Raw genomic sequence first — 22,705 nt, forward strand, 5'->3', positions numbered from 1 at the left:
TCCTGGTCAAGGTAGGCGTTAATTTCCGTAAGATGCTGTCTTTGTTGCTGTTTCTGGTGCTGCCTCTGCCGACTGTGTCACTGGTGGGGCAGCACGCCGGAGCAGCAGTTCGATGAGCTTCGGGTCCTTGTTCGCATGCCCGTAGGTCGCCAGAACCTGCTTTGCGCTCTTCCAGCCGCCGAGCCATGCCACCGTGACCACGTCCACGCCGGCCCGCAGGAGGCCTGTAGCGAAGCCGTGGCGGCAGCAGTGCGGCGACAGGTGCTTGATCTTGGCGCGCGCCACAGCCCCGTCCCAAGCGCTCCTGAGGTTGGCCGGCTTGACGTAGCCGAACACCCGTCCATTGACCGGCTGAAGGTTGGCCAGCGCCACGACTAGCGGGACGGGCAGGTGGGACGATCGCTCGGCCCGGTTCTTGGTCTGCCGGATCAGCGCCGTAGCCTCCTGCAGGTTGAGATCGTCAGGCCGAAGCGCCACGGCCTCGCCGACCCTGGCACCGGTCAGGAACATGAACAGGGCCATTGTGCCGATGTGTGGTCCAGCCTCGGCCATGAACTTCTCGACCCATTCCAGGGTGGCAGGTTCACGGACCTTGGCGTCGATCTCATAGGGCTTGACCTCGAGCCGGGAGCATAGCTTGCGGCTGGCCGCGTGATTGATCACGGCCTTGGTCGGAACCAGCACCATGCGGTTCAGGCTCGCGCCCCCGCAGTTGGGGTATAGGTCCTTTGCCATCTCCTGCACCGAGCCCTCGGTGATATCCTTCACCAGCGTCACGCCGAGATACTTTTCGATCGGCGCCAAAAACTGATCTGACTTGCCGGCATTCCGATACATCCGCGCTGCTGCGGCGAACGTCAGGATTGCGGCTGGACCATCGAAATGACCGTCCCAGTATTTCTTTTCGATCTCGGTAGCCTGGCGCGCTGCCGTGTCTTTGTCCTTGGTGTGCAGCGACTGCCTAATACGCTTTCGACGGCCATTTGGGCCAACTGTGCCTCGACAATGCCAGATCCCACCACGCCGATAGACTTCAAGCGGCACTGTTCCCCCCTGCGGATGTGCGTTCTGATGCGTGCAATGTCGGCGGGCTCGAATGTTTTGCTCCGGCCGAGCGGAATATAAAAGGGAATTCCGGCTTCATCCACCGGGTTTGCGGAAAGCCACTCCTTGAGCCAGCGCGGGGTTTTGCGCAGCTCGGCGGCAGCCTCGTTGAGGGTGAGGACGGCTGTCACTGGCCCTCCTGTGAAACAAATGCTGCGGTCATGCGTGCCCCTTTGTCTCGGGCTGGCCCTCAAAACGGGCGATCATCTCGCGCATCAGCGTCACCACGTCTTTGCGGTCGGCGCCATTCGAGATGAAGTTGCAGCGAGCACCATCGGCGTTGCCGAACGGGAAGACGAGCAGAACGAAGCCCGTCTCCCGGCCAGCGCCCTTGGCGTCGCCGTTAAGAAAACCATCAAGCGTGGCTGCAATGGCTTGCATCTGCTCGCGATATTTCTGCTGGATCGGCGCGTCGCCAAGGCGTTCGGTCATGACGTCAATTCCTTGACGATCCACATGACCGACTGTTCGAGCGACGTGAAGGCGAGGGACTTGTAGCGGCCGTCCTTGACCTGGTTGAACAGGCCCTCCAGTTCTGCCGCTTTGTCCTTCAGCGCGTCATGCAGCGCCTTTTCGTCCTCCGTCAGCGCTCTGTATTTCGGGCGGAAACGACTGACCGCAATCGCGGTGTCGGCCTGACGGCCATCGGGGTTACCTTCGTAGACATGCGCCATTGGAATCTCCTCTTGCTGGCGGGGTTAGAGATCGTTGCTTTGTTCGTGAAGGATGGCTGACGAGGCGCGCTTGCGCATCACTCGCCATTCTAGTCCGAGCGCTTCCAAAAGGTCGGAAGTCGGATTGCGCTGGCCGTTCAAAAACTCGCATGCATGGCTATTGGCAACGCTATGCGCCGCGCACCAAGCCTTAATGCCAGTCGAGTTTCTGTACTTGGCGAAGGGTTTTGCGCGCCGCAGAAGAAGCTTGCGGACCTCAGTCATAGTCATGGATGAACCCGTCATTGCTGATCGTCCCGTTGAACCAGGGATCGAGAGCGTTGCGCTGGTCGAAATCAAACTTGACCGTGCCGTCCGGCCAGTACGTTTTTCCAGTGTTGAAGTAGCGGCCATTTTTGATAATGCCGCCTTCAGGCGTCGGAAAATCACCGGCCTCTTGCGGCGTCCCGCAGAGTGAACCTGTCATTTCAGGTTTGGTGGTGCGGCCTTGCGGTCCCGTTCCCGGTAATTCAGTTGGCTTTAGGATGTATTCGATCCAGCCCTCGATCTCGTCTTGGATATGCTGCGCAAGTTCGTCGCGATTAGCCTCGGTATCCTTGTTTGGGTCGTCCGAAAGAAATGCGACGGCGAGGTCATAGCAGCGAGAGTCATAGCCCATGGGCCTCCTCCAAATCTTCCATTTCAATAGTGGCTAGTTCAATCTCGAACTCTCCTTCGCCGAGACAGAGGTCGCATCTGATCCAAATCTCATTGCCGCCTTCGTAGCCGCCGCCATCTCCGCCGCAGGCTCCGCAGGGGAAAATTCTGATTTCATCCGGGTCAATCATGGTTTGACCTCTGCGGAGAGAGCGCCGGGATCAAATGCTCGGCGGAGCCACGCCAATAGGACGCGGTGATAATGCCCGTCGTGCCCGGAGCATACTTTGACCAATCGACGGGCTCGCGGATCTCCGCACACTCACAAAGCCAATATGGCGACACGCCCGGCTTAACATCGGTGTGCCACTCGCAGCTATCAACACGATGCAGCCCGAGATGATCATTGTCCTTGATACGGACGATATCGCCTTCATTGAAGGGTTGTTGTTTCATGGAGCGATCCGCTCGCTATGCGGAGGGATGGATACCGACTTGGCGCTGAGCGTGAGTACAGTGGTGTTGATGTTTGTGCCGCTCTCGCTAAACGAGCCGACCGGCAGATCATCCCAGCTGCCGCTCAGCAGGCCGTGGTCATAGCGAGCGGTGGCCGGCAAAATGGCGGTCAATTTTCCGTCAGGCTTAAGGAACTTCAGCGCGTGGTTGACGTGCTTGGCGTAATGCTTTCCGTAGAAGGGCGGGTTCATCACCACACGGTCAAAGTCTCCGGTTGGAGCGGTCTCCAGGAAATTTGCCGTGAGTACGGCGTGGCCCTTAGCTCGACACTCGGCGGCGCGGCGCGGGTCAAACTCAATTCCGAACGGCTTCGCTCCGGCCCTGCGCAAACCATCCATGAAACGCCCGCAGCCACAGGAAGGCTCAAGCACACGCTGGCCTTTGATGCCGTAAAGGCCGGAAACAATACGGTCTACGACCTCAGTGGGTGTCGGGTAGTATTGCAGATCCTTGCTAACGGCAGTGCCGACCTGCTTCTCGGTCGGCTTTTCTTCCGTGGTGTCCGGCAGCACATCGCCGTAGAACTCGGCAAGCGCCTTGTTCACATCCCGGCAGGTTTCTGGCGAAAATACAAGGTGACCGTTTTTGTTCTTGAAGCGCTTTAGCGAGATGCCGCGGCCGACGATCCGAAGCGGCTCTTCATAGCGCGACTTCGGCAGTTCCCCGTCAGTCAGAAGCGCGTTCTCATTGTGCAGCAGCGCGGAAAGCTCGCGCCACGTCACCAGTGGCTTGCCCTGATATGCAGCCAGGGCGTTTATTACGTTCTCGATTTTGTCCCGGCCATACGAACCGTAGTCATCGACGTATCCAATGATGATGCGTTTCGGCAGGCCTGCGACGCCGATCTTGACCTTGTCGTGGCTCTTATAGGCCGGATCTAGCCCGCAGAAGACCTCAGCGAGGCCGCGTAGAATATTGCCGCGCGGATCTTGGATGTAGTGACCAAAGGTGCCTCGGATATTGTCGATCGTGAAGGCCGGCGGATTCTCGATCGCCATTTTCCAACGCCGCTTGTCATCGGCGCTGGCAATCCGCTGAATATTCAGGCCCTCATAAACGTGGTTCCATGCCGACTTTAGAAGGCTTTCTTTCAATGAGGCCTCATGCACGCGGTCGGTATCAATGGAGACATTGCCCCACGTCCCGCCAATGGTGGCCGCCATCTTGAGATCGGCGCCGGCCTGGGTGTAGCGCTGGAAGACGCTACCAAGATCGGCGAGCTTATGCTCGTACTCGGCCACGACGTCCGTAAGGCTACGCTGAAGGGAAGGAACGTGCATATTCATGCAGCATCTCCGCAATCTGTCGATGGGTGTGAAACCTTCTCGACTGCCTCAAAGATCACAGCGCCCGTCGTTGGATCGGTCCAGGTGACGAGTTCGGCTCTGCGACGATCAAAATTTGCAACGAGATTGCGGGTGACGTGAACGGGGCCGCCTTGCGCTACTGCACGCAGGATCAACCACGCAGACCGTTGCAACCCCTCGACCAGAGTTCTGAGGTGTTCGATCTCGCTGGCTGCCTCGTCCTGACCTCTGCGGCCGATCTGGGATGACGTGCGCAACCGTTCCACGATGTCAGTCATGGCCGCCCCCACCCGGAGAATGCGAAGATGAAGCATCGCGCACGATGGCGTAAATTTGAGCCATCGCCTCGGGGCCATCGTTGGGATTGCTTGCTATCTCCGCGATTTTGGCGAGCGCATCTGTCTGTCCGGAATTCTGACCAGACACCGCAGCCGCAAGGCTTGCACGATCTTGCTCGGTCACCTCGCGGCGATAATGGACCTTCGCCCATCCAGTGCCGAACTCAATAAATGCTTCACTACCATCCAGTGTTTGCGCTTCCTCAACGTCTAAGCCGGTTCGCTCCTTGCGTTCGGAACGACGCTCTGCCTGGGATTCAAATTCGTGGGAACAGCCGAGACCGCAGCCCCCACTGCAATTCGGATAGGACGGGCACTGTGCGCCGTAAAACTTGGGCTCAGCCCTCTGTCCTGACTCAAACGAAGATGCACCGCAATCGCACGGACCAACCGGCAGCGCGGGCGCATTGTGGAGCGCGCAATCAGAAGCGTGCTGCGCATGCCATGGCGCCGCATAAAGCGGGCGAACGTCCCATCCATCCGCTCGGTATTCATCCACGAAGCAGTCCGGGATATGCAGCCAGGTATCATCGTGGCCCTTGGCTTTCACCTGCCACGCTGCAGGCTCAGACCTGCTGCATCCTTGGGCAGGAGCGATACCGTCTCGCTCATTCCAAGCGCGAGTTGCTTGATCAACTGTTGTGTGTTCCGGGCCGCGCGCCAAACAGGCCGGGCACTCGACTTGCGCCGATTCAGCCGTGCCATCCCCAAGAACGATCTCTTCGATCTCGACAGCCTTGGATGTGCAGAACGGGCAGGGAAGAAGCTCAGTCATCACATTCTCCCGATCCACACGGTGCGGACGAGCGCCGCAATGCCTGCGCCTGCCAGAACAATCAACGGATAGTGCCAAGCCACCAATCCGATCAGGATCACCAGGCCGGCGAGGAAGCCGAGTTGGGCGAGGTGGATCATGATCAATCCCGCTCGTATTCGTATTCGGGATAGTAGGTGTGATCCTGGCTGCAAATCTCCTGATAGACATCATCGTCTTCATGCAGGATCGTGTAGAGCCAGTCAGGCGCCGGAAAGAAGTTCTCGGCCTTCGCGGTCTTGTGGTCCTTGTCGGTCGTGTTGATCTCGACCTTGACGAACTCGATCTCGGCTGGCTCGGCCGGATGTCCCTCGTAGGACAGGGAACCATAGTGCGCGGGACTGCCGGCGCTGAATGTGTATTCAGCAAAGACCAGGATGGTCTTGCTTCCGATCTGGAAATCGGTTTCGTAGAAATGCGTGGTGGCCATTATGCCACCTCCAGATCAGGGGCGCCGTTTGCGCCGCCCTTCATGGTGATCGAGAACGGGCCGCGACCACCCATCGCGTCGGCCTCCGTGCATGCATCCTTGCCGTAACTCGCGATCTGCGCGGGATCGAACTCATTCCGAAGGGCAGCGTCCGTGCATTCTCCCAGCTCGGTGGTGATGCGGATGATGGCAAGCGCCATCTGGCGAGTGACCTGCTGCCGGTGAGCCTCCTTGTGCTCGGCCCATTTGGCCTGGATGTCAGCCCAGAGCTCGCCGATCGAATTGGCCTCGGTGCGCAGGTATCCCCTGTGGGAGTTGGTGATGCCGTGCGGATAGAGGCTGACCGAATAGGCGCCCTTCTTCCACGAGGCGTGCTCGATCGACGTGTAAAGCTCGGCCTTCACGCCGACTTGCGGTAGAAACTCGCGGACGGCCTTCTGATACTGCTCAATGGAACTGTCTTCGATCATGATTTTACCCCGTATTTTCTAGTGGTTAGTCATCACGCAAGACAGAACACGAGAGCGACAGCGACGAGCAGGATCACCGCATAGATCACGATGAGGCATCCGCCGGCATGTGGCCCGACATCGAGGTTCATCGCAGCACCACGCTTCCGTCGATCTTCTTCTTGAAGCGACTGTTACGACTGCAAGCGAACGTGCTTCGCTTCTTGATGCCGCGGAACTTGTCGTAGTTGCGTTTGGCTTTCGCGATGATCGGAATGTCGATCTTGGTCGTCTTCTCGCTGTGGCACTCGACGCAAAGAACGGCGCAGTTCTGCAAGCTCGTGTCTCCACCGATTCCGGCTGGAATGACGTGATCGAAGTGGTAACGCTTGTGCTTCAAGTTGGCGGAGCAGCGGTCGCCAGTCGGCAGGATGCCTTCGCACAGGCCTTCCGATCGCTCGTAGGCATCCCGCTTGGTGCGCTTGCTGAATTCGGTTCTCATGACCGGCTCTCCGGATCATGGAAAACGACGTGGTGACGGGCACCGAATTCATGGATGAGATCGATCAGATTTGAGAATTCAGCCTTGCTCAGGCTCGACGACGAGCGGCCGAGATTGACAAACCCATTTCCGTTGATGTTGGGGACAAGGCGCATTTCCTGGTTCAGCGCATCCATGAACAGGAGCTTCCAATCCTCGGTGGACAGCTTGACGCCATGCCACATGAGCTGGGATGCAATGTCGGTCAGCGCTGCCCACATTCTGTCGTTCTGGGCCTGCGTGCGCTTCGCGTCCTTGAAGATAACGCGCGTTCCCTGCGGCGCCTTCTCGATCCAATGGACGGCGCGAGCGCGGACAGCCTGATCGCTGAGTGTGAGTTGCGCGCGGCTCATACGGCCTCTCTATTGCGAAGATCGGCAAAAGCTTCCTCGCACTGGAGGCGGAACGTGTCCTGCCAGTCATCCGGCAAAATCTTAATGCGATCAAGATTTCCATCCAGCCACGCCTTAAGCGCAGGCCGAGAAATCGCAGCTTCTCGCATCTCACGCTGAAGCTTGGTGTAAATTTCCTTGGCATCTTTCTTTGCCAAGGTTGCGGGCTTTTCATCAGCCTCGAACTCAGCCTCCGAATATAAGTAACCGTGAGTATTGAGCAGCTTCAGGATGCAACGATCCTTTCCGCGCTTCTCGGCCATAGCGTACGGATAAGCGTTCTTGTTATTCTTCGGCGCAGCCTCTCCAATTGACCACTCGACGCGATCACCCAGCTTACCAAAGACGCAGATTGCAACGATGCCGTCCGCTGAATTGGTCTCGATCATCGCTGGGCGATCCCAGATGATGCCAGCGGCGGCACCAGCACGCTCCAGCGCCTTGTGCTTGATGCACCAGGAATTGCCATGCACCTGCCAGATTTCATCGCTATCAATGGAGTGCTTCTCCATGAAATCCATGATCTCTTTGGAGGGTTTGACGTTAGCCATCAGCGTACAATCCTGAATGCGGGCTGCTTGCCGGCGAGGAGAAAGCCCATGATGAGCTGGATGCGAACCATCATCTGGCCGAATGCGATCTTCTGGCCTTCGACGAGATCAGCGGTTTCGGGGTTGTTCGCCATAGCGCAGAACTCATCGAGCTCGCGGATGATGGCATCGACCTTGCGCTCGACCTCTTCGGCAGGGGAAGGAATTGGATCGGGTTCGGCCATCGTTCCCATCACTCGTTCTCCTCAATCTGAGCCATCAGATCTGCGATTGCTTCTTCTTCCGTGGCGCCGTGGCCGACAGGAGAAGTGCTGAAAAACCCGTCCTGATCGCAGTCACAGTCGTAATTGTCGGTGACGGCAGACCAATCCATGCTGCGGATCGGGATTGGCGGGTAATCGAATGAGGTGTGGACCTTGACGCCGTTGATCTGGTGCGTAGCCATCACACCCGCTCCATCATCCGTTCACGGCGCATGTCGGCGTAGTCGCAGGCCGCGCACTCGCGATCCTCGTTGATCGCCTCGTTCACCGCGTCCTGAACCTTGGAATGCCACTCGTTGTTGAGGCGGTCACAGACGATGGTGACGATGGGCGCGGGCGCCGAAACCTGCGGCCACTGGCGCACGCCGTTGACGCGCTCTCCGAAGCCCTCAAGGGTGACGCTGGAGATGGTCCAGTCGCCATTGCGGGAATAGGTGATCTCGGCTTGGCCGTTGATCAGGCCGGCGGGAACTCCGCCAGCGATGACGAGAGGAAGTTCTTCGAAGGTGTAGGTGGTGGTAGCCATTGCCCGTGCTCCCGATCTGATGGGAGCAATCTACCCGAATGTGGGTACCCGTGTCAAACATAATTCGGGTAATTGGGTAAAAATTATCGCGAGCGAAGCCGATCCGTATTTTCGCTGTATTTACTAAGGGTTGTGGGTGTGGTCTCTTTCGCGCGCCCAATGCCGGGCAGGGAAAGCATCATGAAAAAGGTACTTTTGACGATCATTTTCGCTGCGTCCGCGACCGCTGCACAGGCGCAATATGCCGGGACTGGCTCTAATCCGAACAGCCATGGCGTTTCGGGCTATACGCGCAGCAATGGCACCTATGTGCAGCCGTATACGGCGACGAATCCGAATGGTACCCAGCGGGATAACTATGGCACCTCAGGGAATTATAACCCCAACAATGGGCATTTCGGGACGAGGGGTGCGCGCTATTAAGAACCCTTTCTGCATCCAAGCATTTGCTGGAATGCTCGAACGGCCAAGTCAGAAAGCGGATCACCCCGGTCTTCGGGGTGATCTCGCAGGTACTTTAGCAGAACGTCGGTCACTTGCAGGCGCGTAATATCTCCTCGATCTTTGGTGCAGAGGTATCCCTGCGCCTGCAGCATGTCGTAGAATGCCGAAGCTGTTGCGACGCATACGACGGTTTGAGGCTGCGAGTGACACATTCCGTAGTATTTGTTCGAGTCTGTATCGAAATAGCCTGCGCTCGCCGAAACGGCCGTCAAAATCGACAGGGCGGCACAGATAGCCGGTACTTTCATCACCGCCTCGAGTATTTCCCAAGAACCCTATGAACCCAGCGCCATTCGCGCCGTGGTAGCGAAAAGTCCTTTGGCTTCCCATCCGGAGGATTGTGCTGTGTCACCAGCCAATTGTCAGCCGTAGCGCGACGAAGCTCCTTAATGGAAGCCCGAGCTGCGCCTTCTCTCTCAGCATAGAAAATGTGGACCTCGCCAGGCTGGAAGGGCAGGAGCGGGTTAACAATCGCTGTCTCTCCGTGCCGAAACTCCGGGTACATCGAAGTCCCTGTAATGATAAGGCCATAGGCCTCGCGGATATTCGCTACGACCGATGGACGCGGAATGACCTCAATAGGGTCGGTCGAAAGAATGATCTCGCCAGGGCCGCCTTCCGCAGATGCATAGACCTTGAAGTCTTCTTCGCCGAGCACACGCGAGACGATCGAGCCGGGGGAAGGGGCAGGCAGGCCAGCTAGTTGCGGATCCAGCTCTTCCAAGGAAAGGCCCAGCATTTTCGCGATTGCCGGCAGCGCCGAGGGAATGCGCTTCCAGTCACCGCTTTCAATGCGGCCGATAGTGGATTGGCCGCCCCCCACAACCTCGGCCACCTCTTCCTGGGACAGCTTGCGGTTCTCCCGAGCCTCCCGAATCTTTTTCCCGATTTCGATGGTATCCATGGCGGGTTTATACCCTTTTGCGGGTAAATGGGTGGTTCCAAAAGTCGGGTATTGACGGGTACCCACTTTTGGGTTTATGACGGGACCCATGGTCGACCCCGTCAAAAACAACCCTTTCGTCGCAGCCGCGATAGCGGCGTGCGGTGGCAAGCAGTCTCTTTTGGCAGAGCGCCTTGGATGCGCTCAGCAGACCGTCAGCAAGTTACTTCTGTGCGAGATTGACATTGATCCGACCTGGGCGGTTCGGATCGACAAGGCTACGGACGGGGTTGTTCCAGCAACCAAGTCGTGCCCAGCGCTCGCGCGGATCGTCAAGCAGGTTCCAGAAGAGCAGGGGGCGGCATGAAATCAGCTCGGCTTCTCCTCGGAATTTTCCGCCGGCATCGACTGCAAGAGCATGGCGTCAATAGCACCCTTCAAGCTGCGCAATCCAATTATGCCCATCCGCAAATGGGCAACAGCGACGCGGTCTGTAACTATCTTTCCATTTACACGGCCGAAGCGCAGGGCCTCCAGCGTAACGTTTCCTATTCCCTCCCCGAAGCCGTAGGTAACTGCGCCATCCAAAAATATGAAGGGAGCATTGGCGCTAGCAATAGCGGAGGGCTCTCCCTCTACGGCGGGAATTACCTCGGTGACTGCCTTCACGGGGTCGTTGCTCACGATGGCTCCTATCGGTTCTTCAAATGGGACGCGCGCCAAGGTTGCATGGTCCCATTCAAATTGTCGATTCCGTTTTTCGCTCGACTCAGGATGGGATTAGAAGCCTTCCGACGCGCTTGGAGGCTTGCATGAGCCGCCATTTCGGAATCCGTTTCGCACCGCTTTCTGGGTTTCACGGTGCGAAGACAGCAGCCGGCGAGCACCGCCAGCCCCGGTTATCCCCAGCGCCGGCTGCTGTTTCAATTCAAGCCGTGAGGCCCGGGCCCGGGGGGGCAATTGGCGCCCGGGCCTCACGCTACGACGCAGTTACGCGCGCCGAACTAAATTCTCTTGCAGCGTCGGACGGGCAAAGGATCACTCGATCTGGCGTCGGCCTCGGTCGCATCCTCCCGAGGCAAGAAGAGGATGCTTCATTTCCCCCGCTGCCCTCGCGCTCGATCCTCAAATCTCCGAATCCGATCAATGCCCTCGCTGAGGTGAGCCCTACGATCGCGGTCGCTCAGGCGACCATCGACTTTCTCAAGGTGATCTTCGCGCTCCTGTTTGTCGCCGTGACCGGCGCCGGGATCGCTGCTTCCGTTCTCTATTTTCTCTTTCTGTAGGTATCTGACCACGTTCAGCGTTGCCGCGCCGAGCGTGATGAAACTGAGTTCTTCGTTTTCGTTGTCGTGCCTTTCCATGCCGAGCAATCAAGCAGGGAAGGTTTTGCGAGTGTGCAAAAAGAGGCTGCCAAAAATGTCTGACGCCGCGTATCTGGATCAGGCTGCGATTTGGTCGAAAGACCTAACGCGCATGAAGGCCCGAGGGCCTGGCGACACCGAAAACGCAATGCGATCTGTCGCTCGCGAGTACAATATTGATTACGGATTCCTCTGGTCGCTCCGTTATCGCCGGGAGCGTCTGAGGATAATCAGTGTCTCGGTCTACGAGGCCATCAGGGCGGCTTATCGCGCAGAGTGCGAACGTCAAATGCGAAAGCTGGAAAATGAAATCAGAATTACCGAGGAAATTGCCGGGGCTGATCACGCTGCTGTGGTCGCGGCTAAAGCTGTGGTGGGCGAGGATTAAGCGATGATTACCTTCAATGGGAAACGCGTGACCAATCCAATTGGCTATGTGGCATGCGTTTGCGCGATAATAGGCGGCATCATCATTGTCGCCCTCTTTATGCTTGTTCTCCCATTTCTGTTGGTGATCGCGTTGGTCCTTCACCCATTCCTGGTGCTTGCCGGCCGTAAGGGCTGCATTCGCGACAACGGCACCCAGATCATTTTCGACAAGACAAGTTTCGAGAAGCAGTAGGGGGTAGTATGTCGCTAGCAAGGACAGACGATTCAGTACACCGCGAACGCGCTGTAAGGGCTTCTGATCGCCTTTTGGCGAGCCTGAGACGGCATCATGGGGAAGGTGAACCTCCTGCGGTCGTTCCTGTTCCTGAGCCCGCAAAAGCTCTCCCGCCCATTCCGAATGCTGTCATCGCCGGCGCCTGCAAGATTGCGTTTCCGCCTGAGCCTCAGCCAATCATTCTGGGCCAGGTCGAGGCCGTCCAGCGCGCGGTGCTGCAAGAGTTTCCGACGATCACGATGGCCGACCTCAAATCCGCGCGGCGCACGGCGCTCGTCGTCAGAGCTCGCCAGTTGGCGATGTATCTCGCCAAGAGAGTCACATCGAAATCCTTGCCCGAGATCGGACGCCGTTTCGGCGGTCGCGATCACACCACTGTCCTGCACGCTGTTCGCAAGATCGAAGCCAAGTCCCAGAAAGACGCCGGCTTGGCCGAGCAGATCGCGCGCATCAAGGAAAACATCCCGGAGATAAGATTGTGAAGGACGTTAGATCGGTCAGTATTCAAGATGGTGTTTGTTCCATACCCTTGACGAGAGGTTTTGTCGCAATCGCTGATGCCTCTGACATTGATCTAATTTCTGGTCGGAATTGGTTCGTCGTGGGGCCAGTTGGGCGCGTCTACGTGGCATCCTACGACGCCGCGAAATATAGCGCCTCCAAAGATCGCTCCGGATCCATAGTGCGCTTGCATCGCTTTCTGATGGGCGACCCTCCTGGTTTCGTTATCGATCATGTCAACGGCGATACTCTTGATAATCGCCGCATGAACCTTCGAATTGCGACAGTCGAGCAGAACGCTAAAAATAGGCGTCTCGCTCGCAATAACACCTCTGGCGTTACGGGAGTCTATTGGCATCGCCGCGATTGTAGATGGACCTCATGCATCTGTTTGAATGCTTCGAACCGTGAGCTTGGACAGTTCGAGACGTTTGATGAGGCCGTGGCGGCTAGAAGGGCCGCAGAGAAGGTATATTTCGGTGAATTTGCGAGGTTATCATGAAGCCAAGGATTCGCACGCTAATCAACGCTCGGAAGGACGAGTTGAGGAAGTCTTCGCCGAAATCGAGAGATCGGCTCCGTCATCGCGTCCGAGTGCTCGAGATTGTTGCGCTTCTCAAGCGGGAGAAGCGTGCCTCATGACCATCGCGCGTCTAGCCTATCTCACGTCTCCTGATCCTGGGCGGTATATCCTGAATTTCCAAGCCTTCGGCTCGGAGGAGTTGACGAGTATCGAAGTCGGGCCGGATCACATGCGAAACATCCTCGCATTGGGCGTAGACCTGATGCTTCGCCAGTCGTTTCACCGCGTTCCAATCACCACAAATACCGAGGGCGCGCATGAGCGAGCAGCCGGGGCATAATTCTAAAGAGCAGCTACGATCGATTGTAGAGCGCGTGGAGCGCTTGAACGAAGAGAAGGCAGCTCTCCAGTCCGATATCAAGGATGTCTTCACGGAGGCCCGCGGGAACGGCTTTGACGTGAGGGCGCTTCGCTCGATCATCCGGATCAGGGCAGAAGACCCAAACAAGCGCGCCGAGCGCGAGGCGATCCTCGAAACTTACATGCAGACCTTGGGGATGACGTGAAGCCTGGACGCTGGTGGCGCGCGCAGAATGCGTGCGTGGACAATGCAAAGCTGATTATGCTCGGCGACAAGGCCTTTCGCAATTGGTTCAACCTCAATTGTGTGGCCAATGAGCATGGCGGCGTGCTGCCGGCTCTTAGTGTCATTGCGGTCAAGCTGCGTGTCTCAGAGGCTCGTGCTGCGGCTGCAATTGCCGAGCTGGTAGCGAAGCGCTTGTTCGATCAACTAGAGAATGGCTCTGTGGTCCCGCACGACTGGAACCAATGGCAATACAAAAGTGATGAGGCCGATCCGACCAACGCCGATCGGCAGCGCAATCATCGCAGGAAGAAGAAAGCGGAACTGAATGAGCTAAGGGCGTTACGTGATCATGTACGTAACGGTGCGTTACGTAACGGTGTTACGCCCGTTACTGCAAAACGGCCAGAAGCAGATACAGATATAATAAACACTACCAGTGTTGAGAGAGGGCTTTCCGAGGGGTGTGTGTCGAGCAATCTCGGCGCAATCATCAGGCAGAAGGGCTGGGCATGATCCGCGATCCTTCAGACGGCTCCGTTCGCGAGCCCAGAAAGCCGGATCTCCGGGTGCCGACTTCGGGCTTGGCGCCGATCGACAGGGACCAGGAGGGCGAAGCCGCAAGGCTCAATAAATCGCGGGAATGGTTGGCAGAATATCGAAAACGAACGGGGGCAAAATGAGCTGGTACGTCGCAATTACGAATCCGAATTGCCATCGTCGCGCGGAGGGCGGGTTGGCTGATCTCGGCTATCGAGCTTTCTGGCCGAAGATGCGAAAGTGGGTTTCCCACGCCCGCACGAAAGTTCCGAAGGAATATCCGATCCTCGGCCGCTACCTGTTCGTGGAGATCCCGGACGGCAACTTCTGGGCGGTGCGCAGCGTCAACGGGGTCGAGGCGATCCTGACGGGCGACAATAACGCGCCGGCTCGCGTGCCAGAAACGATAGTTTGGCGCTTCCGCGAGCGCTACATGCGCGGCGAGTGGGATTTCGTCACTAACCAGACGGGCGAATTCGTCAACGATGACGGTGAGCTTGTGACACGGCGCAATGCTATTCCGACAGGTGCCAGGATCAAGATCATGGAGGGAGAATTCGCTGACCTCATCACGACTGTCCGCGGGCGCAATAGCCGCGGCAAGATCGAATTCCTTCCTCCCGGAAAGCGCGAATTTTTCTATACGCGCGAAAGCAATGTGAGAGCAGCATGATCGAGGTAGCGCAGTCCGCGTTTCGGCCGCCCCAGCGGTCATTTACCGAAATCGATCGAGATGAGATTGTGCGTCAGACGTTGAAGGAAGTCGAGCGCCGTATCGGAGAGCTGAGCGTCAACGCGACGTATCGTCAGGCTCATAAGCAGGTTGTTCGAATTCTCCACGGGATGAAACCGTAAATTAACGCGATATGAATTTACGGCCAAATGCAAATCAGTATTGATGGCACCCGCGTTCCGGCGGGCCATCGCTCACCTGAATGGTTTTTGCGCTCTGAGCTTTCCCACATGCTTTGGAAACCGGTACCTGGATTTCTGGACTACGAAGTCTCCGAACGAGGAGATGTTCGGCGTGGGCCAGCTCATCTCAAGCCAGAACGCACCAACGGAAATGGCCGGAAGCGCTTTTCCCTTTCCAAGGGTGGGCGCCTTTACCGGATGAAGGCGCACCAATTGGTTGCCCTAGCGTTTCTCGGGCCTGCGCCGTTCGAGGGCGCGGAAGTCTGTCATAAGGACGGGTTTCATCACAATAACCACTATTCCAACCTTCGTTGGGGTACGAGCGCAGACAATGGAAATGACGTGACGAAGCATCGGTTGCAGCGTCTCGCTCTTCGCAGCCTGCCTGCGTCAAAGTCTGAGACGATCTCAGCTGAAGCGGCACGTTTCTTGGAAAACCGCTAACCAGATGTTCTGGTCTCACCACCATCAGCGTTACGCAACCTTTGAGGAGATCGTAATGGCAGATTTCACCAAACTGAACGAAGACATCGCTGCTCTCAGCGCCAAGGTTGATGCACTGCTCGCCAAGCAGAACACGCCGCCCGTCGATGAGCAGCCCCAGGTCGATCAGGCCGCAGCCGCCGTCGCTGCGATCGCGGCGAAGATTCCGAGCTGAGCCATGACGATGCATTATGCGCCCATGGAAGCCAGTCATCTGGCGAAAGCCATGGCAGAGCGCGGTCTTACCGAGGCGGAAATCCTGAAGGCCGAGCCAGTAATGGTTGATGCGCCGGAAGAGAACGAGCGCATCTGGCGTGAGATCGTCGCCGCTGCACGGGGCGCTTAAGTCATGGCCGTCCTCACCGCCGACAAGCGCGCCCATATGCCGAAGCGTGAGTTTCTTGGCCCCGGCCGCACGTTCCCCGGCAATGACAAGACCCATCTCAGGATGGCCATAAGCGGCGCTACGCGGTCCGAGCGCGCAGGCCATATCTCAGCAGGCGAGGCGGCCGAAATCAAAGCCAAGGCTCGCCGCAAGCTCATGGCGAAGGCTTTAAAAGAGGGCTAACGCCCGATTGCTGAACTAGCGAAGGATAGCAAAGCGATGCCTCGGGGATCAAAACCCGGCGAGCGCCGCGGCGGCCGTAAGAAGGGGACGCCGAACAAGCTTACCGGCGAACTGAAGGAGATGATCCTTCAAGCGGCAGAATTGGCGGGTGACGACATCAAGCCCGGCGGCGGGACAACGGCCTATCTGCGTATGCAGGCGACCTTGAATCCGCAAGCGTTCATGTCGCTGCTCGGCCGCGTGCTGCCGTTGACTGTTGCGGGTGACAAGGAAAACCCGGTCGCTCATTCACTGACATGGCTGCCGCCCCAATAGTTATCCCCTATGCGCCGCGTAGGGTGTTTCTACCGTTCCACGATCGAAAGCAGCGGTTTGCTGTGGGGGTTGCCCATCGCCGCTGCGGAAAGACGGTAGCCTGTATCAACGACATGGTCCGGCGCGCAGCGCTGACCGACAAGGAGCGATACCGGGCGGCCTACATCGCGCCGTTCCTGAAGCAGGCCAAGGACGTGGCCTGGGAATATCTGAAGCACTACAGCCGGCCGCTGTGGAGCAAGCCGCCGAACGAATCCGAGCTCTACGTGGAGCTTTTGCGAGGGCAACGGCTCAGGATTTACGGGGCAGACAATGCGGATGCCTTGCGTGGTGGCTACCTCGATGACGGCACGCTTGATGAATACGCTGATATGGCTCCTAGTGTTTGGGGTTCTATCATTCGCCCTATGCTCGCTGATCGGCAGGGATCGGCGACGTTCATAGGCACGCCGAAGGGCAGGAATTCGTTCTTCGACATATTCGAGCGAGCGAAGGGTGATCCGGACTGGTTCTGGTTCATGCTGCGGGCCTCGGAAACCGGGCTGCTGCCGGGCGCTGAGTTGGCCGCGGCGCGCTTGGACATGACGCCCGAGCAGTACGAGCAGGAGTTCGAGTGCTCGTTTGAGGCGGCGATCCTGGGTGCCTATTTCGGGCGCGAGGTGGCTGAGGCTGAGCGCAAGGGGCGGCTCAAGAGCATCGAGGTTGACCCGAATATACCCGTGCATACGGCATGGGATTTGGGGATCGGAGATTCGACGGCCATCTGGTTCTGGCAGGCGGTCGGCAACGAGGTTCGGGTGATTGATCACTACGAGAACCACGGCCAGCCGCTGAACCATTACGTGGCAGAAATCATGTCGAGAGGCTATCCGAAGGGCAAGGATTACGTGCCCCACGATGCCAAGGCACGCAGTCTTGAAACTGGCCGCACCCGGGTTGAGACGCTGCTTGCACTGGGTCGCAGTCCTGATCTCGTGCCGGCGCACAAGGTCATGGATGGGATCAACGCGGCGCGGGTGAGTTTTCCGAACCTCTGGTTTGATGCCGAACGCTGCCGGGATGGCATCGAGGCGCTGCGACAGTACCGCGCTGACTACGACGAAAAGACGCGGGCGTTCAAAGACATGCCAAAACACGATTGGACGAGCCATAGCGCGGATGCGTTTCGGTATATGTGCATGGCTTGGCGAGCGCAGGCAAAGCGGGATGCTGACAAGCCCAATCCGTTGTTCAAGCCTATCAACGAGATGACGATGGCGGAATGGGAAGCCGTGGAATCGCGACCAACAGCAGGTCGCCGGGAAACCTTATGATTTACGCTCGCGAATTGTTTGGGGAATTTTCCTGTAATGGCTGACGAGCCCCAGCAGTCCAGCGAGGTCCAGAAGTGGCTGAGCGAGATCGAGCGCGCTCAGAACACCACGGCCATGAAGCGCTGGGCCGATCGCTGCAAGAAAATCCGGGACAAGTATCGGTACGAGGCATCCCGCACTGCGAAAGTGCGCCAGTATCAGATGCTGTGGTCCAACATGGAGACGATGAAACCCTCGGTGTATGCCAAACCGCCGAAGGGGATTGTCCAGCAACGCTGGAAGGACCGCGATCCGGTCGCGAACAAAGCGACGGAGCTGCTTGAGCGCGGCATCAACTTCACGCTTGAAGCCAACGACTACAATTCGAAACTGGAGCAGGTCAGGGATGATTATCTGCTCTATGCCCGCGGTCAGGCCCGGGTCAAGTACAAGCCGGTTTTCAATACAGTCGATGTGGAGAGCGGCCAGCCTGATGACGCTGCCATCGATCCCGCGATGGATGCGCGCGAGGAAGGGAAAGAAGCCTACGCGAGTACGGAGACCATCCTCAAGTTCGAAAACTGCATTCTGGAGTACATCCAGCGCGAGGATTTTGTCCATTCGATCTCCCGGATTTGGGAAGAGGTCGAGTGGGTCGCGTTCCGCGGCTATCTCGGCCGCAAGGAGTTGGTGAAGCGTTTCGGGGATGAGGTCGGCAAGGAAATCCCGCTCGACGCCGGCCCCGATCAGCAGAGCGATTACAAGCGCGACGGCACCGCGCTCGCCGAGAACAAGGCCACGATCTGGGAAATCTGGGACAAGACTGAAAACCGGGTGCTTTGGGTTGCCAAGGGCTACGAGAAGGTGCTGGAGAGCGGCGAGCCGTACCTGAAGTTCGAGGGCTTCTTCCCGTGCCCGCGGCCCGCCTACGGCACGATGACCAATGATAGTCTCGAGCCGATCCCGGATTATGTGTTCTACAAGGACCAGGCGGACGAGATCGACACGCTGACGGCGCGGATCGCGGCGCTCTCGGAGTCGCTGAAGCTGGTTGGCTTCTATCCGGCCGGTCCGCAGGGCGAGGGTGCGCCGGAGATCGAGCGCGCGGTCACGCCTGGCTTTGAAAACCGGCTGATTGCCGTGAAATCGTGGGCTGCATTCACGGACGGCGGGAAGGCTGCGGCGCCGGTCATTTGGCTGCCGATCGATCAGGTCGGGACCATCCTTGAGGGGTGCGTCAAGCTCCGTCAGCAGCTGATCGAGGACGTTTACCAGATCTATGGGCTGTCCGACATCATGCGCGGCGACGGCAACGCCAACGAGACGGCGACGGCCCAATCGATCAAGGCGCAGTTCGGTTCGATCCGGATCAAGGAACGGCAGAACGAGATTGCCCGGTTCAGCCGCGATATCTGCCGACTGGTGGGCGAGGTGCTTGCGACCCATTGCGCTCCAGAGACCCTGATGCAGATGGCGAACATGCAGCTGCCGTCACAGGCTGAGTTGGAAGCCCAGGCGCTGGCCGCACAGCAGCAGGCAATCATTCAGGCGGCGCAGCAGGCTCAAGCAGCCCAAGCCGCTCCACAGCAGCCTATGGGCCAACCGGTGATGGCATGACGTGTTCCAAGTGTAAGTTCTACGATCACGAGTTCGAGCACGAGAACGAGCAGGGAAAGAAGAAATATGGCTTTTGCTTCCGCTATCCGCCGCTTGCGTTGGCTGAGAACAAGAGCACGGCGGCGTTAGTCCAAGCGGAATTGCGGGCATGCGGCGAGTTCAAGCCGAAGCCGGCAAAGCATAAGGCCGCGAAGCGCAAATGATCCCGGTCCAGCCTCCGATGCAGGGCCAGCCGTTGCCGCAGCCTCAGCAGGCGCCGCAGCAGCCCGTGACAATCGACGCCGTTATGGCGCTCCTGCGCGACGGCATGACGCGCCGCTTCCGGATTGATATCGAGGTGGATTCGACGATCACGGGCGACGAAAGCCAAGAGCGGCAGGATCGGACGCAGTTCATTCAGGCGACCACCCAGTTTGTGCAGGCGTGGGGCCCGATCGTACAGCAGAACCCGGCGATGACCCAACTGGCCGGCGAATTGCTCCTGTTTGGAACGAGATCTTTCCGGGTTGGACGGTCTCTGGAGGAGGTGATCGAGGAGACCGTGGACAAGCTGGAGGCGCAAGCTGCTGCTCCCAAACCGCCTCCGCAGCCATCGCCGGACGAGGTAGCCAAGCTGCAGGGGATCAAGATGAAGGCCGACGCTGAGGGGCAAAAGGCCCAGATGCAAGTCGCAAGTGCAGCGCAGCAGGCCCATCACGATCAGCAATCGATGCAGCTGGAAATGGGCGGCAAGGTCATGGACCACCAGATGCAGAAAGAGCAGCACGCGATGGAAATGCAGAAGATGGGCGCCGAGACTGCTCTCGATGCGCAGGCGCTCCGCAACCAGGCCGAAGCGCAGGATCACAAGCACGAGCTGTCGATGACCGAAATGGACCGCCGGTTGAAGGAAGCCAAGAAGCCGAAAGGTAATGACTGATGCAGCGCATGTGTCGGGCCTGCCAGGATTGGCATGATTTGGAGCAGCCGTGGCCGTCAGCGTGCGTTTCGCATTTCCGCGGCTCTGGGCCGCGCTCGGAATTGGGCTTCCCAATGGTCGTATCTGACTCGATGGACGCCATCCAGAGCATGGCGGACGGCAAGTTCTACGACTCCAAGGCTGCGATCCGCGCCGGTTATAAGGCGAAAGGCGTCGAAGAAATTGGCAGCGATATCCCGGCTGCCATGAAGCACGCAGAAATCCGGCCTGATCGGCCGAAGGTGACGAAAGCGGAGATCGGGGCCGCGATCGCCAAAGTCAAAGCCGGGTACAAGCCGGCGCTCCCCGCAGACTAACCAGCGAGATCAAAATCAATGGCAGACGAAGTACTCGACGCGCCGCAGGGCGCGGCCGAAACCGTTGTTGCGACCGAAAGCCAGGAGCAACCCAGTCTACGCGATACGATCGCCGCGGCAGTTGCGAAGCAGCGAGAGCCAGAGGCGCCAAAGGCTGAGGAGCCTGTCAAGTCGGAGGCCAAGCCCGATGGAGACCGAGCCCGAGACGAAAGCGGTCGTTTCGCCAAGACCGAGCCCAAAGCGGAAACGTCAAAGCCGGAAGAGGCTGCAAAGGCTGATCCTCAGCCGGAAGATCCTCAGAAAGCTGCTGATGAAGCGCTGAGGCCGCCAACGTCCTGGTCTCCGACCGCAAAGGCGGCGTTCAACGAGCTGCCGCAGCCGGTCAAGGATGCGATCTTCAAGCGCGAGCAGGAGGTGAACAACGGTTTCGCCAAGCTCGCCGAGTACAAGCCGCTCGATCAGTGGATTGATCTGGCGAAGCAGTCAGGAACCGATCTCAATAGCGCGCTCCAGAACTATCGGAGCATCGAACTCAGGCTGGAGCAGGATTTCGTTGGCGGCATCGCGCATTTGGCGCAGCGCCAGAATTTCCATCCTGTTCAGCTTGCACAAGCCATTCTCAGCCGCTTCGGCGTCTCCCCTCAAAACGGAGAAGCGGCAGTTCCGCAGGCCCATCAACAGGCCCAAGTGGACCTCTCGCCGATCCATGAAGAACTCCGTGCTCTGCGGGACCACGTTACCCAACAGGAAATGCTCGCGGTCAATTCCGAGATCGATCGTTTCGCATCAGACGCGAAGCAGCATCCGTATTTCGCGAATGTGAAGGCCGACATGGGGCGTCTGATCGAGACTGGGCAAGCCCAGAATCTTGAGGACGCCTACGACATGGCTTGTTGGGCGAACAAGGAAATCCGCGCGCTGCTCATCAAACAGCAGGCGATGCCCCAGAGCGCAGCAAAGGCTGAAGACGCCGTTCAAAGGGCGAAAGCAGCCGACAAAGCAACCGGAGGCGCGCCGGCCGCTGGCTTCTCGCCAGCAGGCCCCAAGGTCGCAGCCGGAGCCTCCATCCGTGACACCATTCGCGCCGCCGTTGACGCTCAGCGGGGCGTTTAAAGGATAGAATATGGCATCGCCTCTCGTTACCTCCGTCGATTGGGGTGACGTGACCACGACCACTCTTGAGTCGCGGTCACGCACCCTGGCCGACAACATCACCAACAACAACGCGCTGTTGGCGCGGCTGAAGGAGAAGGGCAAGCAGAAGCCGTTCTCAGGCGGTCGTGAAATCTACCAGGAACTGCGCTACGGCCAGAACCAGACCTTCATGTGGTACTCGGGCTTTGAGTTCCTGAACGTGTCGCTCAACGACACGATGACCGCGGCCCGCTTCCCGATCAAGCAGGCCTCGATCGCTGTCACCATCTCCGGTCTGGAAGAGCTGCAGAACGCCAGCGAAGAGCAGATGATCGATCTGATCGAAGCTCGCGTTGACACTGCGGAAGACACCTTCTGGAACCAGATGTCGGCTGCGGTCTACTCGGACGGTACCGGCTTTTCGGGCAAGCAGATGAACGGCCTCGCGCTGCTCATCTCCAAGGCTCCGACCTCCGGGATCGTCGGCGGCATCGATCGCTCGTCGCAGGTCTGGTGGCGCAACGTCGCCGTGAACGCCAACACGGATGCCCGTGGTGTCGTCACCTCGACCAACATCCAGTCCTACATGAACTCGACCACCATCGGCCTGAAGCGCAATAGCGATGGCGTCGATCTCATCGTGGCCGACAACAACTACTACCTGGCCTACCTGAACTCGCTGCAGTCCATCCAGCGCATCACGACCTCTCCCGGCCGTTCGACCGGCTCGGGCTTTACGTCGCTGAAATACTACGGCGCCGGCAAGGAAGTGGACGTGATCCTGGACGGCGGCAAGAACGGCCAGATTCCCGCAAATACCATGTACTTCGTCAACACTGACTACCTGTTCTATCGCCCGCATTCGGGCCGGAACTTCAAGGTCATTGGCGGCGATCGGGCGAACGTCAATCAGGACGCCATCGTTCGAATCAGTGCGTGGGCCGGCAACATGACTGTCAACAACTCGTCCCTCCAGGGCGTGCTCTGGCAGTAAGGAGAACCG

44 protein-coding genes are annotated in these 22,705 nt (G+C 58.4%); 23 read left to right on the plus strand and 21 right to left on the minus strand.

Annotated elements, in window-relative coordinates:
- Positions 1-18: 18 nt before the first annotated feature.
- From ACVISU_RS00005 to ACVISU_RS00090, 18 genes are all read right to left on the minus strand, one after another.
- Positions 19-1,044, minus strand: a complete 1,026-nt coding sequence (locus tag ACVISU_RS00005) for a tyrosine-type recombinase/integrase (RefSeq protein WP_456705553.1) — start codon at positions 1,042-1,044, stop codon at positions 19-21.
- A 219-nt stretch (positions 1,045-1,263) separates the two neighbouring features.
- Positions 1,264-1,536: a hypothetical protein gene (locus ACVISU_RS00010; RefSeq protein ID WP_456705554.1), complete on the minus strand. Its 273-nt coding sequence runs from the start codon at positions 1,534-1,536 to the stop codon at positions 1,264-1,266.
- On the minus strand, positions 1,533-1,778 hold the full coding sequence (locus ACVISU_RS00015) for an Acb2/Tad1 domain-containing protein (protein ID WP_456705555.1): 246 nt from the start codon (positions 1,776-1,778) through the stop codon (positions 1,533-1,535). Before ACVISU_RS00015 ends, ACVISU_RS00010 begins: the two co-directional genes overlap by 4 nt.
- A 256-nt stretch (positions 1,779-2,034) precedes the next feature.
- Positions 2,035-2,436: a hypothetical protein gene (locus tag ACVISU_RS00020; RefSeq protein ID WP_456705556.1), complete on the minus strand. Its 402-nt coding sequence runs from the start codon at positions 2,434-2,436 to the stop codon at positions 2,035-2,037.
- On the minus strand, positions 2,426-2,605 hold the full coding sequence (locus ACVISU_RS00025; protein WP_456705557.1) for a hypothetical protein: 180 nt from the start codon (positions 2,603-2,605) through the stop codon (positions 2,426-2,428). Before ACVISU_RS00025 ends, ACVISU_RS00020 begins: the two co-directional genes overlap by 11 nt.
- On the minus strand, positions 2,598-2,870 hold the full coding sequence (locus ACVISU_RS00030; RefSeq protein ID WP_456705558.1) for a hypothetical protein: 273 nt from the start codon (positions 2,868-2,870) through the stop codon (positions 2,598-2,600). Before ACVISU_RS00030 ends, ACVISU_RS00025 begins: the two co-directional genes overlap by 8 nt.
- The gene (locus ACVISU_RS00035) at positions 2,867-4,216 is read right to left on the minus strand and encodes a DUF4942 domain-containing protein (RefSeq protein ID WP_456705559.1); all 1,350 of its coding nucleotides are present in this window, start codon (positions 4,214-4,216) and stop codon (positions 2,867-2,869) included. The genes ACVISU_RS00030 and ACVISU_RS00035 overlap by 4 nt, the downstream gene beginning before the upstream one ends.
- Positions 4,213-4,515, minus strand: coding sequence for a hypothetical protein (locus tag ACVISU_RS00040; protein ID WP_456705560.1), 303 nt, complete (start codon positions 4,513-4,515; stop codon positions 4,213-4,215). The genes ACVISU_RS00035 and ACVISU_RS00040 overlap by 4 nt, the downstream gene beginning before the upstream one ends.
- Positions 4,508-5,350: a Lar family restriction alleviation protein gene (locus tag ACVISU_RS00045; protein WP_456705561.1), complete on the minus strand. Its 843-nt coding sequence runs from the start codon at positions 5,348-5,350 to the stop codon at positions 4,508-4,510. Before ACVISU_RS00045 ends, ACVISU_RS00040 begins: the two co-directional genes overlap by 8 nt.
- Complete coding sequence (locus tag ACVISU_RS00050; RefSeq protein ID WP_456705562.1) at positions 5,350-5,490, minus strand: hypothetical protein; 141 nt, start codon at positions 5,488-5,490, stop codon at positions 5,350-5,352. The genes ACVISU_RS00045 and ACVISU_RS00050 overlap by 1 nt, the downstream gene beginning before the upstream one ends.
- A gap of 2 nt (positions 5,491-5,492) precedes the next feature.
- Complete coding sequence (locus ACVISU_RS00055; RefSeq protein ID WP_456705563.1) at positions 5,493-5,819, minus strand: hypothetical protein; 327 nt, start codon at positions 5,817-5,819, stop codon at positions 5,493-5,495.
- A complete protein-coding gene (locus tag ACVISU_RS00060; RefSeq protein WP_456705564.1) occupies positions 5,819-6,289 on the minus strand; it encodes a hypothetical protein in 471 nt (156 codons plus the stop codon). Before ACVISU_RS00060 ends, ACVISU_RS00055 begins: the two co-directional genes overlap by 1 nt.
- Positions 6,290-6,416: 127 nt before the next feature.
- The gene (locus ACVISU_RS00065; RefSeq protein WP_456705565.1) at positions 6,417-6,770 is read right to left on the minus strand and encodes an HNH endonuclease; all 354 of its coding nucleotides are present in this window, start codon (positions 6,768-6,770) and stop codon (positions 6,417-6,419) included.
- A complete protein-coding gene (locus ACVISU_RS00070; RefSeq protein WP_456705566.1) occupies positions 6,767-7,162 on the minus strand; it encodes a recombination protein NinB in 396 nt (131 codons plus the stop codon). Before ACVISU_RS00070 ends, ACVISU_RS00065 begins: the two co-directional genes overlap by 4 nt.
- A complete protein-coding gene (locus ACVISU_RS00075; RefSeq protein WP_456705567.1) occupies positions 7,159-7,752 on the minus strand; it encodes a hypothetical protein in 594 nt (197 codons plus the stop codon). Before ACVISU_RS00075 ends, ACVISU_RS00070 begins: the two co-directional genes overlap by 4 nt.
- Positions 7,752-7,985: a hypothetical protein gene (locus tag ACVISU_RS00080; RefSeq protein ID WP_456705568.1), complete on the minus strand. Its 234-nt coding sequence runs from the start codon at positions 7,983-7,985 to the stop codon at positions 7,752-7,754. The genes ACVISU_RS00075 and ACVISU_RS00080 overlap by 1 nt, the downstream gene beginning before the upstream one ends.
- Complete coding sequence (locus ACVISU_RS00085; protein ID WP_456705569.1) at positions 7,985-8,197, minus strand: hypothetical protein; 213 nt, start codon at positions 8,195-8,197, stop codon at positions 7,985-7,987. Before ACVISU_RS00085 ends, ACVISU_RS00080 begins: the two co-directional genes overlap by 1 nt.
- Entirely contained in the window at positions 8,197-8,541 is a 345-nt protein-coding gene (locus ACVISU_RS00090; RefSeq protein ID WP_456705570.1) for a hypothetical protein, read from the minus strand. Before ACVISU_RS00090 ends, ACVISU_RS00085 begins: the two co-directional genes overlap by 1 nt.
- Before the next feature lie 180 nt (positions 8,542-8,721).
- Here ACVISU_RS00090 and ACVISU_RS00095 point away from each other — a divergent pair, with 180 nt between their 5' ends.
- The gene (locus ACVISU_RS00095) at positions 8,722-8,964 is read left to right on the plus strand and encodes a hypothetical protein (RefSeq protein ID WP_456705571.1); all 243 of its coding nucleotides are present in this window, start codon (positions 8,722-8,724) and stop codon (positions 8,962-8,964) included.
- Here ACVISU_RS00095 and ACVISU_RS00100 read toward each other — a convergent pair.
- Positions 8,961-9,293, minus strand: a complete 333-nt coding sequence (locus tag ACVISU_RS00100; RefSeq protein WP_456705572.1) for a hypothetical protein — start codon at positions 9,291-9,293, stop codon at positions 8,961-8,963. The genes ACVISU_RS00095 and ACVISU_RS00100 overlap by 4 nt on opposite strands.
- Positions 9,293-9,949 carry a helix-turn-helix domain-containing protein gene (locus ACVISU_RS00105; RefSeq protein WP_456705573.1) on the minus strand — a complete coding sequence of 219 codons (657 nt, stop codon included), beginning with the start codon at positions 9,947-9,949 and terminating at the stop codon, positions 9,293-9,295. The genes ACVISU_RS00100 and ACVISU_RS00105 overlap by 1 nt, the downstream gene beginning before the upstream one ends.
- An 88-nt stretch (positions 9,950-10,037) precedes the next feature.
- On the opposite strand from ACVISU_RS00105, the gene ACVISU_RS00110 reads away from it, so the two are divergent.
- Positions 10,038-10,295 (plus strand): YdaS family helix-turn-helix protein, encoded by a 258-nt coding sequence (locus ACVISU_RS00110; RefSeq protein WP_456705574.1) that lies wholly within the window; start codon positions 10,038-10,040, stop codon positions 10,293-10,295.
- A 2-nt stretch (positions 10,296-10,297) separates the two neighbouring features.
- On the opposite strand, the gene ACVISU_RS00115 is transcribed toward ACVISU_RS00110, so the two are convergent.
- A complete protein-coding gene (locus tag ACVISU_RS00115) occupies positions 10,298-10,612 on the minus strand; it encodes a hypothetical protein (protein ID WP_456705575.1) in 315 nt (104 codons plus the stop codon).
- Between the two features lie 128 nt (positions 10,613-10,740).
- Between ACVISU_RS00115 and ACVISU_RS00120 the strand changes: the two genes are divergently transcribed.
- The 21 genes from ACVISU_RS00120 (at position 10,741) to ACVISU_RS00220 (ending at position 22,696) form a co-directional block, all read left to right on the plus strand.
- On the plus strand, positions 10,741-11,214 hold the full coding sequence (locus ACVISU_RS00120) for a hypothetical protein (RefSeq protein WP_456705576.1): 474 nt from the start codon (positions 10,741-10,743) through the stop codon (positions 11,212-11,214).
- A gap of 133 nt (positions 11,215-11,347) precedes the next feature.
- Positions 11,348-11,680: a hypothetical protein gene (locus ACVISU_RS00125; RefSeq protein WP_456705577.1), complete on the plus strand. Its 333-nt coding sequence runs from the start codon at positions 11,348-11,350 to the stop codon at positions 11,678-11,680.
- Positions 11,681-11,683: 3 nt separating this feature from the next.
- Positions 11,684-11,914, plus strand: a complete 231-nt coding sequence (locus ACVISU_RS00130; RefSeq protein WP_456705578.1) for a hypothetical protein — start codon at positions 11,684-11,686, stop codon at positions 11,912-11,914.
- Between the two features lie 74 nt (positions 11,915-11,988).
- Positions 11,989-12,438 carry a helix-turn-helix domain-containing protein gene (locus ACVISU_RS00135; protein ID WP_456705579.1) on the plus strand — a complete coding sequence of 150 codons (450 nt, stop codon included), beginning with the start codon at positions 11,989-11,991 and terminating at the stop codon, positions 12,436-12,438.
- 221 nt (positions 12,439-12,659) lie between these two features.
- Positions 12,660-12,959, plus strand: a complete 300-nt coding sequence (locus tag ACVISU_RS00140; protein ID WP_456710733.1) for an HNH endonuclease — start codon at positions 12,660-12,662, stop codon at positions 12,957-12,959.
- Positions 12,960-13,095: 136 nt separating this feature from the next.
- Positions 13,096-13,320 carry a hypothetical protein gene (locus tag ACVISU_RS00145; RefSeq protein ID WP_456705580.1) on the plus strand — a complete coding sequence of 75 codons (225 nt, stop codon included), beginning with the start codon at positions 13,096-13,098 and terminating at the stop codon, positions 13,318-13,320.
- Entirely contained in the window at positions 13,298-13,546 is a 249-nt protein-coding gene (locus ACVISU_RS00150; protein ID WP_456705581.1) for a DUF2312 domain-containing protein, read from the plus strand. Before ACVISU_RS00145 ends, ACVISU_RS00150 begins: the two co-directional genes overlap by 23 nt.
- Positions 13,547-13,581: 35 nt before the next feature.
- On the plus strand, positions 13,582-14,079 hold the full coding sequence (locus ACVISU_RS00155; protein WP_456705582.1) for a hypothetical protein: 498 nt from the start codon (positions 13,582-13,584) through the stop codon (positions 14,077-14,079).
- A gap of 163 nt (positions 14,080-14,242) precedes the next feature.
- Positions 14,243-14,776 (plus strand): transcription termination/antitermination NusG family protein, encoded by a 534-nt coding sequence (locus ACVISU_RS00160; protein ID WP_456705583.1) that lies wholly within the window; start codon positions 14,243-14,245, stop codon positions 14,774-14,776.
- Positions 14,773-14,958, plus strand: coding sequence for a hypothetical protein (locus tag ACVISU_RS00165; protein ID WP_456705584.1), 186 nt, complete (start codon positions 14,773-14,775; stop codon positions 14,956-14,958). Before ACVISU_RS00160 ends, ACVISU_RS00165 begins: the two co-directional genes overlap by 4 nt.
- A gap of 27 nt (positions 14,959-14,985) precedes the next feature.
- Positions 14,986-15,462 (plus strand): HNH endonuclease, encoded by a 477-nt coding sequence (locus ACVISU_RS00170; protein WP_456705585.1) that lies wholly within the window; start codon positions 14,986-14,988, stop codon positions 15,460-15,462.
- A gap of 55 nt (positions 15,463-15,517) precedes the next feature.
- Positions 15,518-15,676 (plus strand): hypothetical protein, encoded by a 159-nt coding sequence (locus tag ACVISU_RS00175; protein ID WP_456705586.1) that lies wholly within the window; start codon positions 15,518-15,520, stop codon positions 15,674-15,676.
- A gap of 3 nt (positions 15,677-15,679) precedes the next feature.
- Positions 15,680-15,847, plus strand: a complete 168-nt coding sequence (locus ACVISU_RS00180) for a hypothetical protein (protein ID WP_456705587.1) — start codon at positions 15,680-15,682, stop codon at positions 15,845-15,847.
- Between the two features lie 3 nt (positions 15,848-15,850).
- Complete coding sequence (locus ACVISU_RS00185; protein WP_456705588.1) at positions 15,851-16,069, plus strand: hypothetical protein; 219 nt, start codon at positions 15,851-15,853, stop codon at positions 16,067-16,069.
- A gap of 36 nt (positions 16,070-16,105) precedes the next feature.
- On the plus strand, positions 16,106-16,384 hold the full coding sequence (locus ACVISU_RS00190; RefSeq protein WP_456705589.1) for a hypothetical protein: 279 nt from the start codon (positions 16,106-16,108) through the stop codon (positions 16,382-16,384).
- A gap of 113 nt (positions 16,385-16,497) precedes the next feature.
- Entirely contained in the window at positions 16,498-17,697 is a 1,200-nt protein-coding gene (locus tag ACVISU_RS00195; protein WP_456705590.1) for a hypothetical protein, read from the plus strand.
- A 114-nt stretch (positions 17,698-17,811) separates the two neighbouring features.
- On the plus strand, positions 17,812-19,293 hold the full coding sequence (locus ACVISU_RS00200) for a hypothetical protein (RefSeq protein WP_456705591.1): 1,482 nt from the start codon (positions 17,812-17,814) through the stop codon (positions 19,291-19,293).
- A 199-nt stretch (positions 19,294-19,492) separates the two neighbouring features.
- Positions 19,493-20,212, plus strand: a complete 720-nt coding sequence (locus ACVISU_RS00205) for a hypothetical protein (protein ID WP_456705592.1) — start codon at positions 19,493-19,495, stop codon at positions 20,210-20,212.
- A gap of 131 nt (positions 20,213-20,343) precedes the next feature.
- Positions 20,344-20,568 (plus strand): hypothetical protein, encoded by a 225-nt coding sequence (locus ACVISU_RS00210; RefSeq protein ID WP_456705593.1) that lies wholly within the window; start codon positions 20,344-20,346, stop codon positions 20,566-20,568.
- A gap of 18 nt (positions 20,569-20,586) precedes the next feature.
- Positions 20,587-21,681, plus strand: a complete 1,095-nt coding sequence (locus tag ACVISU_RS00215) for a hypothetical protein (RefSeq protein WP_456705594.1) — start codon at positions 20,587-20,589, stop codon at positions 21,679-21,681.
- Positions 21,682-21,691: 10 nt separating this feature from the next.
- Positions 21,692-22,696 (plus strand): phage major capsid protein, encoded by a 1,005-nt coding sequence (locus tag ACVISU_RS00220; protein ID WP_456705595.1) that lies wholly within the window; start codon positions 21,692-21,694, stop codon positions 22,694-22,696.
- The last annotated feature ends 9 nt before the right edge of the window (positions 22,697-22,705 follow it).

It is taken from the genome of Bradyrhizobium sp. USDA 4452, from assembly GCF_054063575.1.